Here is a 14,071-nt window from a genome sequence, read left to right on the forward strand (position 1 = left end):
TATGACAAGACCCAATTAAACCATAGGCCTTACAGAGTTCTTAGGGAGCAGAGGAGATTTGGATTCAAACGCATTGAAGAGTGCGAAACTCCGTGATTTGAGTCTCGCACCTATGACTACGTCGAAAGCAGAGGACGCAGGCTCATGTTATCTCGGAAATTTCGGGCCTTTGTATAAACCATCAGTCCATACGGGATCGGTAGCATCCCTCCATCTGCTTGTGTGAGCGACTCGATCGTGAGTAAGAACTTTTTTATTTCCGGCTTTCCAACGGGCCATTGTTTGAGCAAGTTGGTCAATGTAATCCTTGGCTTCGCACGTTATTTCTGCCCATACATCAACCACCCAGGCGTTGGCGTAAGCAGCTTCCTGAAAATTCACAGTAGGTACTACATTTCCCTGTGGCCCCCCTACCAATGTAAAAGTATGACCAGGCATTCCCCAAACCCTGGACGCGCCGCCGTTTTTCAAGATGATTTGATCGGCGACAAGGGCCATTTGATCGCAGTTTCCCGCTCCGGATTTCAGTATGACCTCGGCGGTATTGGGTGGGTATCCTCTGTCGTACTCCCACATTACTAACGGACGAGCATTGGACAGACGCGCACCTTCGTTGAAGTCGTTCGCGTCCAGTAGATTAGCCATTTTAACCCCGGTTGCATCAATTTGTTTTTTTACCTGGGCTGTTGCGATATTGGCGAACCACTTATTTTGTTCCGATTTAGACAAGCTGCCCCATAAAGCCAGTTTCGTTTCCACTTCGATTTTTATTGCCGGTAGTGCGATGATGGTCGTTAAACTACCTTTTCTTTCCAAATGGGCTACCAGTAATTCTCGTTGCTGCTCTTCACTTAAGCGCTGGACAGTTTTTTTAATTGTCTCAATGTCCGAATCTTTCATTCCCGATAGTTTCAAGTCAGCATATAAAGTGTGCAGAGAGGGGAGTAAAATGAAGTCCGAATTAGGGATCGATCCAGCCGCCCTCAGGTAGGTGTCTTTAAGTCGGTGGTGCGAGCGAGTGAGTGCATTGCCAAATGGCTCATCATATTCGACTTTTTTGAAATCAATGCCCGTGCTTGCTCTGCCATCGTACTCGCAGTGATAAAAGAGGCCCGTATCAACTTCAGCCACTAAGTATTTTATATTGGACTTGGGGTCTGGGCTGTTGACTATGAACGCTCTTACTTCTCGGCTATCACCTCCTTGTTCAATAATCTCGTCAACTCGGACAACTCGAGTTTCTGTATTTATCCTGGGGTCAGAGAATTTTCCCGGAAAACCAAAATGCTCATTCGCTATAATTTTGCCCTTGGTGGAAGCTTTGAATTGCAAGGGTACGGTCAACTCTGTAGGTTTACAATTTACTAACGTAAAGTCGCAATTGTATAAGCGCCGTTCATGAACAATCCAGGGCGCCACACCCTCTTTGTTGGTCGAGGGAAACAAACGCTTGTGTTCTAGCGCTTGCATTCGCATTTTATGCGGGTCTTTTAACAGAGGGTTGATTTTTTTTGAGAAGCAATTAGACGTTCGCTTGGCTATCCCCCCTCTACCGCATACTGCGTCGAAGCCCGCCAAGTCCTTGAAGTAAACAGGTGATGCCAAGTCGGTTAGGGCCTCGGGATTGTCAGGATCAAATCTGTAAACCGTGTCGCCAACGACTACATCTATATCCCCGGACCCGCGCCGGATCGTGTGTGCTTCAGTCTCGAAAACTTTCGTCGGTGCAAGTGGACTCGTTCCGTCGGCTAACGGCGTGCGTTGTAACGGGATGGAGCTGGCAGGAATGAAATTGACAAGAGGTGCGCCGTACGGTCGGTTGCGAGCCGTATCAAAAGCATACCAATTGCCGTTTTTAAATAACGCAGTGGCGGCGTCGGCCTGACCATTGATTGACGCAGCTTTAACGGTTCCTTTAGCAATGTCTGCGCGTTTTGACAGTGCGATGGGGTCAATGGCCTTGGTCACGCGAAACAGTTTTTTGCTTTGATCTATTCCGTAATTGGCCGCGCGAAAAGTGCCCATGCCCAGTTTGTAGACCGCGTTATTAAAACCTGACAAGCTGTCTAACGGATTGGCTGAGGACGCCAGGGCTCTGCTGGTAATCCAGTTTATTTTTAGCGCTTTAGTTATAAGCGACGCACCGGACTTGCCGATTTTAGCGATTTTACCTGCTGCCCCAACCCCTGGAATAATGAAACCCAATGCATCGAGCGCGCAGTCCACGGCCGCGCCGAAAGCGTCACCTTTTATAGCGTTCTCAATGCATGTTTTAAACGGTATTACACCCAAGAGGAACTCGTTTATCTTTCGGTCCGTGTCAGCTATTTGTTCAGAGTGAGTGGCGCCTCTGAGAATATTATATAACTCATCGCGTCCCGGCATGAAATGTTCTTCGACTAACGTTTTAGCAATGAAACCCACATTGGAGTCAGCGAGGTGCATGTTGGCAACGGCATTGCTATCAAAACCTTCCGGCTTGAATGATGCCCGTTTCGCCGCAGGGATTAGTTCTTCTATAATGACACTTGATTGCACTCTGTCTCTTGGCGGCGTGCCTTGGCTGTACGCTGTCCAGTCGAATGGTTGCGGTGTTGCAATTTGCGCTTTTACAACGTGTGCAGCGCTGTTTGAGGCGCGTACATTTTTTATCTTTCCATTCAGTTCCAGGTTGAGCGGAAGGTCTGTACGTGGGCGGATTATTCCGGCAGTCGGAAAAATTTCGTAATAGGTTACTTTATTTCCCAGTTCGGAGCGGATCAATACACCGTGGTGAGCAACAAGCGGTTTTATTGTAGCCTCCGTTTGTAGATTCCACGGTACGATCGCTGCACTCCTCAGCGTAAAGAACCGCTGCTTGCCATATTGGAGACTCTTGCGATCCTCCGAGGGCAAGTTGGAAATAAGTTCTTTGATCGCTGTTATTGACCCGGTGCGAGCATTGCCAAAGTAATCAGTAAATGATTTTTCGAATGTAGGACTGACTGGCTGCAGCAGGCTTAACCTCGATTTGAATTGCGCGAAAGGCAAACTGTCACGGGTAGAGTGATACTCAAATTCATTCAATTGGCCAGTGGTATGGAGGTCCAGCATTGAGTAATAAATTTCTGTTTCACTTCCCGGGCGATTTGTTTTTAAAAGCACTCGCTCCTCGAACGGATAGTCTCCGAATACCCGGGTCAGGTCCGCCTTCGCGATATCGATTCTCGAAGGGATCGGCGCTGTCAGGTGCTCTTGGGCCGAGGCGAGTTTTTCTGAGTTTTTTTGAAAGTTTTCACCTGCGGTTTGCAATTGCTGCGGTGAATACACCTCATTCGGGTTTTGCTTGATAACGCCTTGTGATATCGCCCAATCGATAATCGGGTCCACCGACACCATTTGCGTAACGATTTCTTCACCCACGTTAATGGGGTCGGTTGCGCCATACGCCATGACTTGCTCAAAGGTCATTTCAGGTACAGCGCCCGGGCTGATCTGCTCAATTCTGGCGGCTGCGATTCGCAGTGTTGTCCATGTATCCGACCCACACACCAGGTTGTCAGGGATGTTCTTGACAAGAAATTCGGGTGCGTTGGCCACTAACAAATGGTGGGCGGCGACAGGTGCCATCCTGAAGGAGACTTTACCTGTGTCCGCAAGATGGTCTGCTATGCGACTGACAACCGTGGACGGTTTTGCGCCCCAGTTAGCTTCCTGAGTCAGGTTGTAGCCACCCACATGGTTACGCGGCGTGCCCGGGACAGGATCCAGATGGAGTAGCAATGCAGCCATCACCCATTCTTTATCACTGGACGGTGTCGTAACAGCGTCTAGTTTCATCCCCAGCGCACGGCCTAGCAGGGCGGATGTTTCACTGTTTACAAGCTGCTGTAATGCTGTCGAAGGGGAGGCTGGCAGTACGCCTGGCAACAGGTAGTCGTATAGGCTGGCGAAAGAATCTGGCTTAAGCTCATCAGCGGTGTCGCGAATGACTTGTAACTGCTCAGAAGTGAGCGCGCGCGGATTACCCAACGCGCCACGGAAGTTACGATGTTCGAGATCTTCGGGCAGGCTGAATGTCACAACTGTAATCAGATTGCGCACCTCGTCTACGGTTTTAGGCAATTTCCAGGGCACGTCGCTGATGAATCGTCCCACGCTGATCGAGCGCAGGGCTTCTTCCGGATACTCTTTGGCGAATGACGAATCTGGACTAACGGGCATAAAACAATCGTCAAGGTTTACGACTGTCCAGTCTGCCTTGTCTTTTATGTATTCAGCCAAACTACCCACCAGATAGCTGTGGTTATACACATCACCCACTTGCTGCTTCATGCGGTCAGATGACGCTTGCGATCTGGGGTCGTCTGCATTGATGTGCGAAAACGACTTGGCGGCATTCAGTTCGCTGACGCGCTTGTTCGCCTCAGCGAGGCTTAGCGGCAGGCTTTCTCCGTAATAAGCGCTGATCAGCGAGAGTGGAGCCTTTGAATCTATCGGGTAATGTATGAGTTCGTTGTTCGGGTTTATGTCTTTGAGTGGGCTGAATATAGGACCCGCAACCTGAGCCCATCCAGAGTTGTCAGTCAATGAACACGCGTAGGGCGTACCGTTCGCTATCCCTGTCAAGGTGCGGTCAAGTGGGTTTATACGCACCGTCTTAACGTCCAAACCAATCCCATGGGCCCAGTCCGAGAAGAATGGGTTTCTGAAGGCTTTAAAAAAGCTCATCCAGCCCTGACCAAAGTGTGAATGTCTAGGCGCGGCAATGTAGGGTGGATTATCAGGCTCGCTGACAAAGCTCAGCAAAGCACGGGTGTAACCGGGAATCAGCTCTCGATCGCCCGCTGCCCGCGATGCATCCATCCAGCCTACATTTCGTCGCTGGCGTATCGTGCGTATCACATCCATAGCGGCATCTGTCGCCAAGTCGCCAGTTTCTTCTTCGACTGCAAGGTCAACCTCGGCCTTAGTCGCCTGTAGCGCCTCCATCTTTTTGATGTAATCGGTTAAAGCCGCCAGTACTTCGTCAGGACCAATTTTTTGGTCGGCGTCGAGCGCAACAAGCTCCGCTGTCGTGTCGCGTTTAACCCGATGAGTGCCTGTCGAATCATCCAGCGCTCGAGCAGTCGCTTCATGTTCATGGGTTACCTGCTGCGCTTCATGGATCAGTTGCGCATAGGTTTTGTCGTGGGCTTGCGGGCCAGGTTGTCGTAACAGCTGACTGACCCGATTGATCAACTGCGCGTCTTTGAGCAGGTCATTTTCTGGAGATTCGTACATTAGCTGCACAATCTCGTCTAGCAATGTTGGCCCCTGCACAGGACCACGCAGCTGCAGGATCGCCTCTAGCGCGTCTGCTATCCGCTCTTGGTGCAATGCCGCGCTTTCAACCTCTTCGATAAGTGCAGAGTTGCTTTGATGGGGCTGTAAGGATGACGGGGCCGAATAGCGTTGGTGCAACTCGTTATAGAGCGCTGATAGTGCAACAAAAGCTGCCGTGACGGCCGTCCGCGGATTGGCCTGGGCAAGCTGGGTTGCTGTTGCACCGGCCCCTAAAGCATAAGCGGGCAATATCGCAGACAGCCTGGCAATCGTGTCGACGATGGAAGGCGCAACGCTTTCCCACCATGAGGGGACAGTTTCAACGGTTTGTCCATAGACTGATTTCGTCGATAACTCGAGCATTTCCCTTTCCAGCGTCTCAAGGTGGAGTAACGGTTGGTTACCTTCAAACGCGGCCGCCAACGGTGGAAAGGTTGTTGCTTTCGTCAAAAGAGCATCAATGGATGCCAGCGCCTCGCGGATTGATTTTTCCAGTTGCGCTATCGAGGTTGGGATCGTAACGGCGGACGCAGCCTGAAAGGCCACCGTCGGCGGCGGTTCGGCGCCGTTGCCTGGGGAGACACTCAGGTCACCGTGGGTGCCGTCGGGTGTGCCGGACTGTGTCGGGTCAGCAAGTAAATCAATTGCATCGATTACATGACCGGTGACGGCGCGCGCGAAGGATTGCCCGCCAAGTCCATTCAATGCGTTAAGTGCGTATAAAAATTTTCCCGAAATGCCGCCTTCGAAATGCAGTGGCTGGACGTTGATGTTGTAGTTAAAACTTGAGGTTTTCTCGATCAGTTGCATGTCCAGAAGTAAGGATGGCTTCTTGGCCTTATCACCGATTACGAAGTTTGCCTTGGCGGGGACTGATGGTTGATGATCGTCGACCACTTCAATCGAATCGAAATGCTTGTTGGTCGTCTGCAGCAGGTTTAGAAAAGGAAACGACCAGGTTTCTTGCTCGTTCTCACGGGGCTCTCGCAAGGCTTGGGCTAGCTCGGCCATCAACAGTTTGGCTTCTTTGGACGAAGGCCTTATTTCGTTAAGGTCTTCGAGTTTTCGCAAGGCTTCGTCCAGCGGCCCCTCACTCGTGGGCAGAATGTGCTCGCGTGCCACACGGGTGAAGTCACGGAGCGTATTACGGGAATCATCATTGAGTAATTCCCCGGTGTTTATCTGGTGCGCTTCCTGTGCCCTGGACTGATTCACTTGTAACTGTACAAACCGACTCACTTTTTGCAGGTTATGGCCGGTGTTGATGTCCCCGTCGTTTGCGAATGAGCTTGCCCACTTTTCGGGTGGCAGGTGAAACAGGGTGTCGAAAAAGTGACGCACTTGTTGTGCATCAGACTCGCCCACGCGTGTGACTGTGTTCATCACAGCGTCGACAAGTAACGGGGTTAGCACCTTGCCCGTATCGGTTTGCAGAATGCCGGATTGCAGAATATGGAGTACATCCCGATCCGACAGTGGTCGGGTATGCAGTTGGTCTTGTATGGAAGACCACTTTGCTTCCAGTGATGCCTGGCTATTCACGGCGAGCTTTTGCGATGACTCGGCGAAGGCATCGGCGAGCAGCGCGCGCGTGTAGGTCGGCGGTGGAATTGGAACAGCCGGGTTAACGCGCGTATTGGGTATAACGAGAGCGCCGTGCTCAGGCACTAGTTCGAACTGTTTACCCTCGGGAGTTGAGCGGGTAAAAGTTGAAGAGAGACTGCTGGCTGGAAGCGAATGTGTTGAACTGAAGGGCTTTAAAGTTGAGTGTGTTGCGGCAGTTCCGTTGACAAATGGCATGAAGACCCTTTTCGACACAGGAGATGCAAATCCTTGGCCTGTTCTTTAAAACAGGCAATCAAGGCATCGGGCCGTGAACGATAGGTGATCCGTTTATTTGAAAAATGATGGAAATGTGAGTGGGTTCGCGGGTGTTATCCCGGCAGATGACTGCTGCCAGCGCCTGAACACGTAAACCGGGCGCTCAACTGCCCAGAATACTTTTGACCTTGTCGCGCAATTGATCGATGGAAAATGGTTTGCCGATAATAAACATGCCGTCCGGTACTTCAATGCTCTCGGCGTAGCCGCTGGCAAACAGAATGGGCAGTGCAGGGCGTAATTCCCGTGCCTTCAGAGCCAACTGCCGCCCATCCATGCCTGGTAAGCCGACATCGGTCATCATCAGGTCTATGCGTTGGTCTAAGGCTTTTAAAATCGCCAGCGCCTGCTCACTGCCATCCGCCTCCAGCACCTTGAACTCCAGTTCTTCCAGTACATCGACGATCAGCATGCGCACGATGGCGTCGTCTTCAACGACCAGAATGATGGAGGAGGTGGTGGACATGGCGGGGGTTCCCAAAGGTTGAATTCGTGGTGGCCGGTCGATCGAAATCACCGGGGTATTGCTTGAGTAAGTCGCGCAACCCTACTAGTTCCCCGCACAGCTAAAAAAAGAATAGCGGTACAGACGCTGGCAAGGATAACCGTATCGTTGTCCTGGAGCAGCTCAATGTAGGATTTTGCGCAAAAACACGTCAGAAAATTGGATCAAAGTCGCAGTTTTGGGGCAAACTCCGTGGTTTTCACCAGTTCGACAAGGCTTCCCAATGACATCTTCGTCTTCGGTTGATGAGCAACGATTCCGCAAACTCCTGAGCCGTAACATTAGCCTGCCGCTGGGCGTCGGTTTGCTCAGTGCGGTTTTCTTTGTCTCGCTGATCACTTATCTGCTGTCGGTGATCCAGTGGGTCGAGCACACCGACCGGGTGATCAATAATGCCAATGAAGCGGTGAAGCTGACCGTCGATCTGGAAACCGGTATGCGCGGGTTCCTGCTCAGTGGCGACGAGCATTTCCTGGACCCGTATGAGACGGCCAAGCCAAGAATCGCAGTGGCCCTTAGTACGTTGCTCGAATTAACCGCTGACAACCCGATTCAAACCGACCGTTTGCGTCGCCTGCAAGCCTTGCAGGTTGAGTGGGCCAACTACGCGCAGTCGATGATCGATTTACAGCGCTCAAGCGGTGATTATCGTGGGGCGGTCAAGGCCGGACGCGGTAAGCGGTTGACCGACGAAATTCGCAAACAATTCGATGACGTGATTGAAATGGAGCAGCAGTTGCGCACCACGCGCAACGAGGAAGTGCGCCGTACCACGATCTGGAGCATTTCCCTGTACCTGCTGTTTATTGCAGCTATCAGCGGATTGCTGGCCTACGTCGGCCGTCGTGACTTGTTTACGCTGTCAGAAAGTTACAGCAAGAACCTGACTGCGCAACAGGCCAGTGCTCATCGCCTGGAACAGCAAGCCTGGTTGCGAAACGGCCAGACCGAACTCGCCGAGCAAGTGTTGGGTCAATTGAGCCTGAACCTGCTGGGTCGCAATATTCTGCAGTTTTGCGCGCAATACCTTGGCAGTGCGGTGGCCGCTATTTATGTGCGTGAAGAACACGGCGGCCTGAAACGCGTGGCGTCTTACGGTTTCTCCCGCGAGCAGGAAGAACGCGAACAACAGATTTACAACGGTGAAGGCATCGTCGGCCAAGTGGCGCAACAGGCTCGCCTGATCCGACTGGATCAAGTGCCGGGGGATTATTTCAAAGTCAGCTCTGGCATTGGTGAAGGCCTGCCGCACAGTGTGCTCGTGGTGCCCACCACCGATGACGATCGGGTCAATGGCGTGATCGAACTGGGTTTCTTGCGTCCGTTGTCCGACCGTGACATCGAATTGCTGGACCTGATCGCCGGTAATATTGGCACCTCCATCGAGGCCGCCCGCTATCGCCAACGCTTGCAGGAAGTACTGGCGGAAACCCAGCAGCTCAATGAAGAGCTGCAGGTTCAGCAGGAAGAGCTGAAAACTGCCAACGAAGAACTGGAAGAGCAGTCGCGGATTCTCAAGGAATCCCAGGCGCATCTGGAAACCCAACAGGTGGAGCTGGAGCAAACCAACGAGCAACTGGCCGAACAGGCGCAAGTGCTGGCCGATCAGCGCGACGCCATGGACCAGAAGAACACCGAACTCAACCTGGCCCAGACACAGCTCGAAGAACGTGCCGATGAGTTGCAGCGGTCCAGCAAGTACAAGTCCGAGTTCCTTGCCAACATGTCCCACGAGCTGCGCACGCCGCTGAACAGTTCGTTGATTCTGGCCAAGTTGCTGGCAGAAAACCCTCAGGAAAACCTCAGCGCCGAACAGGTCAAGTTTGCCGAGTCGATTTACTCTGCCGGCAATGACCTGCTGAACTTGATCAACGATATTCTCGACATTTCCAAGGTCGAGGCCGGCAAACTCGACATGCGTCCGGAGAACACCAGCGTCGCGCGTCTGGTAGACGGTTTGCGTGGGATGTTCCAGCCGCTGGCGAAAGACAAGCAACTGGATTTCCAGGTAGATCTGCAGCCCGGCTCACCGATGATGATTTACACCGACCGTCAACGCTTGGAACAGGTGATCAAGAATCTGCTGTCGAACGCGGTCAAATTTACCGAAAAAGGCATTGTCAGCCTGACCGTCGCCAGTCAGCCGGGCGAAGGCATTGCCTTTGTGGTTCGCGATTCGGGGATTGGCATTGCGCCGGACCAGCAAGAAAGCATTTTTGAAGCGTTCCGTCAGGCGGATGGCACCACCAACCGCCGTTATGGCGGCACCGGGTTGGGCCTGTCGATTTCGCGTGATCTGGCAGCGCTGCTGGGCGGTTCGATCAGCGTGACCAGCGAGCCGGGGCAGGGCAGTGTGTTTACGCTGGTGTTGCCGCAGCAATACATCGAGCCAGGCGAAGACCCTGTGCCGGCGATGACCGCGACACCGATAGCAATGGCTACTCGCTCGGCGGAGCCGGCATTGATGCCGCTGATCGCTGAGGTCGATATCCCGCGTTTCGACGACGATCGCAGCAAAGCGCCGTTTACCACCCGCTGCATCCTGGTGGTTGAAGATGAGCCGAACTTTGCGCACATCCTCTACGATCTCGCGCACGAATTGGGTTACCAGTGCCTGGTGGCGCATGGCGCGGATGAAGGCTACAACCTGGCCGCAGAGTTCTTGCCAGACGCCATTTTGCTCGACATGCGCCTGCCGGATCATTCCGGTTTGACCGTATTGCAGCGCCTGAAAGAACATGCCGAGACCCGGCACATTCCGGTCCACGTGATCTCGGTAGAGGACCGCGTCGAGGCCGCCATGCACATGGGCGCCATCGGTTATGCGGTCAAACCGACCACGCGTGAAGAACTCAAAGACGTGTTTGCCCGCCTCGAGGCGAAGCTGACGCAGAAGGTCAAACGCATCCTGTTGGTTGAAGACGACGATTTGCAGCGCGAAAGCATTGCCCGGTTGATTGGCGACGAAGACATCGAAATCACCGCGGTCGGCCTGGCGCAAGACGCGCTGGACATGCTGCGCACCACGATCTTCGATTGCATGATCATCGACCTGAAGCTGCCGGACATGCTCGGCAACGACTTGCTCAAGCGCATGTCCACCGAAGACATCTGTTCGTTCCCGCCAGTAATCGTCTACACCGGACGCAACCTGACCCGTGACGAAGAGGCCGAGCTGCGCAAGTACTCGCGCTCCATCATCATCAAGGGCGCGCGCTCGCCAGAGCGATTGCTGGATGAGGTCACACTCTTTCTGCACAAAGTTGAATCCAAGTTGTCCCATGAACGGCAGAGGATGCTCAAGACTGCGCGTAGCCGCGACAAGGTCTTCGAGGGTCGAAAAGTGCTGCTGGTGGACGACGATGTACGCAATATATTCGCCCTCACCAGTGCGTTGGAGCAAAAAGGTGCAGTCGTGGTCATTGGCCGGAACGGCCGTGAAGCGATTGAAAAACTGAATGAAGTCGAGGATATCGACCTGGTGTTGATGGACGTGATGATGCCGGAGATGGATGGTTTCGAGGCTACAGCCTTGATCCGCAAAGACCCGCGCTGGCGCAAGTTGCCAATCATTGCGGTGACGGCCAAGGCCATGAAGGACGATCAGGAGCGCTGCCTGCAGGCTGGCTCCAACGATTACCTGGCCAAGCCCATTGACCTGGATCGCCTGTTCTCGCTGATTCGTGTGTGGTTGCCGAAGATGGAACGCATTTAGTGGAACGTATTAACCCGGGTGAACGAAACAGCGAAATCGAAATACGGCTGCTGATCGAGGCGATTTACCTCAAGTACAGCTATGACTTTCGTGACTACTCCGGCGCGTCCATCAAGCGCCGGGTGCAGCACGCATTGAGTCAATTCGAATGCGCGACCATTTCGGCCCTGCAGGAAAAAGTCTTGCATGACCCGACAGCGTTCATGCAGTTACTGCAACTGCTGACGATCCCGGTCAGCGAAATGTTTCGTGACCCTTCGCACTTTCTGGCCATTCGCCAGGAAGTGGTGCCGCTGCTCAAGACCTATCCCTCGATCAAGATCTGGATAGCCGGTTGCAGTACCGGCGAAGAAGTCTATTCGATGGCGATTTTGCTGCGCGAAGAGGGCTTGCTCGATCGCACCATCATCTACGCCACCGACATCAACCCGCGCTCGCTGGATAAAGCCAAGCAGGGGATTTTCTCCATGGAGAATGTCCGGGCCTATACCGCCAATTACCAGAAAGCAGGCGGGCAGCGTTCGTTCGCCGATTACTACACCGCAGCCTATGGTTACGCGATTTTCGACAAGTCGTTGTGTGAGAACGTGACGTTCGCCGACCACAGCCTGGCGACCGATAGCGTGTTCTCCGAAACTCAATTAATTTCGTGCCGTAACGTACTGATTTACTTCAATAAGAAACTTCAGGATCGAGCCTTTGGTCTGTTCCACGAATCACTTTGTCATCGTGGGTTCCTGGTGCTGGGCAGCAAGGAAACGCCGGATTTTTCGGCGTTCGGCAACCAGTTCGAACCCTTGGTAAAACAAGAACGGATCTACCGTAAATCATGACCAGTGCAGCGGATTTGCCCACTGTGGACGCTATTGTGATCGGTGCCTCGGCCGGTGGTGTGGAAGCACTTTTGAGCATCCTCGGGCCGCTGCGCAAAGGGTTTGCGTTGCCGATCATCGTGGTGTTGCACCTGCCTGACGAACGCCGCAGCCAGCTCGCGGAAGTGTTTGCACGGCGCGTGTCGATGCCGGTGCTGGAGGCTCACGACAAAACCGTGGTGGAATCGGGAACGCTGTATTTCGCGGCTCCGGGTTATCACTTGTCGGTTGAGCAGGACCGCACGTTCTCGTTAAGTCTCGAAGACCGTGTGCATTACTCCAGGCCTGCCATCGATTACCTGTTCGAGTCGGCTGCCGATGCATACGGTCCCAAACTGGCGGCGGTGCTGCTGACGGGCGCAAACCGCGACGGCGCACGCGGCCTGGCCCAGGTCAAAGACCGGGGCGGGCTGACCATCGTGCAGGATCCGAATGATGCACAGGTGGCGATCATGCCCCAGGCTGCGCTTGAAGCGCATCAGCCAGACCACATTCTCCCTATAAGCGGCATCGGCCGTCTGCTTGTCGAGCTGGAACGAATCGCATGCTAAGTAATATTCAAGCCAAACTGCTGATCGTCGATGATCTGCCGGAGAACCTGCTGGCGCTCGAAGCGTTGATCAAGCGTGAAGACCGCATGGTCTACAAGGCATTGTCCGCCGATGAGGCCTTGTCGCTGTTGCTGCAACATGAATTTGCCATGGCCATTCTCGACGTGCAGATGCCCGGCATGAACGGCTTTGAGCTGGCCGAGCTGATGCGCGGTACGGAAAAAACCAAGAATATTCCCATTGTCTTCGTCAGTGCTGCCGGTCGCGAACTGAATTACGCGTTCAAAGGCTACGAAAGCGGCGCCGTCGATTTCCTGCACAAGCCGCTGGACATTCACGCGGTCAAAAGCAAGGTCAATGTGTTCGTCGACCTGTTTCGACAAAGCAAGGCCATGAAGCAACAGGTAGAAGCCCTGGAAGAAAGTCGCCGCGAGCAAGAGGCGCTGCTCAAGCAACTGCAGAATACTCAGCAGGAACTCGAGCAAGCGGTGCGCATGCGCGATGATTTCATGTCGATCGTGGCCCATGAGGTGCGCACACCGCTCAACGGTTTGATCCTCGAAACGCAGTTGCGCAAAATGCATTTGGCCCGGGACAACGCTTCCGCTTTTACCCTGGACAAGATGCACGCGATGGTCGATCGCGACGAACGCCAGATCAAAAGTCTTATTCGCCTGATCGAAGACATGCTCGACGTGTCTCGAATCCGTACCGGCAAGTTGTCGATCCGACCCAGTCGAGTCGACCTGTCTGCGCTGGTGCGCGGTGTACTGCTGAACTTCGCCCCGCAAATCGATGCCGCCGAGTCCTCGGTCACGCTTGAGGCCGAGCAACCGGTAGAAGGGCGCTGGGATGAGTTTCGGATCGAGCAGGTGATCTCCAATTTGCTGACCAATGCCTTGCGTTACGGTGCCAAGAGCCCGATCAGCGTGAAGGTGTACAGTGAGCAAGGTCAGGCTCGGGTAGAAGTGCGCGATCGAGGGATCGGCATTGGTGAAGAAAACCAGAAGCGTATTTTTCAGCAGTTTGAGCGCGTGACGGCCAAGCATGCCGTCGCCGGGCTGGGCCTGGGCTTGTTTATTTCAGAACAGATTGTGACCGCCCATGGCGGCTCTATAACCGTCGAAAGCCGGATTGGCGAAGGCGCCTTGTTTCGCGTTTGTCTGCCGCTGTAGGAAAACAGCCAGATAAACGCAACCTCTGATCGACCTCACGGTCGTATCAGCAGCTAATGACTGAACAA

Annotated in this window: 6 protein-coding genes; 4 read left to right on the forward strand and 2 right to left on the reverse strand. The window is 53.5% G+C overall.

The window, feature by feature from the left end; genetic code table 11:
* Positions 1 to 147: 147 nt before the first annotated feature.
* Entirely contained in the window at positions 148 to 7,104 is a 6,957-nt protein-coding gene (locus ACQR3R_RS06355) for a hypothetical protein (protein ID WP_428271165.1), read from the reverse strand.
* Positions 7,105 to 7,288: 184 nt separating this feature from the next.
* On the reverse strand, positions 7,289 to 7,651 hold the full coding sequence (locus ACQR3R_RS06360; RefSeq protein ID WP_428271166.1) for a response regulator: 363 nt from the start codon (positions 7,649 to 7,651) through the stop codon (positions 7,289 to 7,291).
* Positions 7,652 to 7,913: 262 nt separating this feature from the next.
* On the opposite strand from ACQR3R_RS06360, the gene ACQR3R_RS06365 reads away from it, so the two are divergent.
* Genes ACQR3R_RS06365 through ACQR3R_RS06380 form a run of 4 tightly spaced genes read left to right on the forward strand, consistent with a single transcriptional unit; the run spans position 7,914 to position 14,003 of the window.
* Positions 7,914 to 11,405, forward strand: coding sequence for a response regulator (locus ACQR3R_RS06365; protein WP_428271167.1), 3,492 nt, complete (start codon positions 7,914 to 7,916; stop codon positions 11,403 to 11,405).
* The gene (locus ACQR3R_RS06370) at positions 11,405 to 12,238 is read left to right on the forward strand and encodes a CheR family methyltransferase (protein WP_428271168.1); all 834 of its coding nucleotides are present in this window, start codon (positions 11,405 to 11,407) and stop codon (positions 12,236 to 12,238) included. The genes ACQR3R_RS06365 and ACQR3R_RS06370 overlap by 1 nt, the downstream gene beginning before the upstream one ends.
* Positions 12,235 to 12,828: a chemotaxis protein CheB gene (locus ACQR3R_RS06375; RefSeq protein WP_428271169.1), complete on the forward strand. Its 594-nt coding sequence runs from the start codon at positions 12,235 to 12,237 to the stop codon at positions 12,826 to 12,828. The genes ACQR3R_RS06370 and ACQR3R_RS06375 overlap by 4 nt, the downstream gene beginning before the upstream one ends.
* Entirely contained in the window at positions 12,822 to 14,003 is a 1,182-nt protein-coding gene (locus ACQR3R_RS06380; protein ID WP_428271170.1) for an ATP-binding protein, read from the forward strand. Before ACQR3R_RS06375 ends, ACQR3R_RS06380 begins: the two co-directional genes overlap by 7 nt.
* Positions 14,004 to 14,071 lie beyond the last annotated feature (68 nt).

This window comes from Gordonia sp. IEGM753, from assembly GCF_050321825.1.
In the GTDB taxonomy this organism is placed as follows: Bacteria; Pseudomonadota; Gammaproteobacteria; order Pseudomonadales; family Pseudomonadaceae; genus Aquipseudomonas.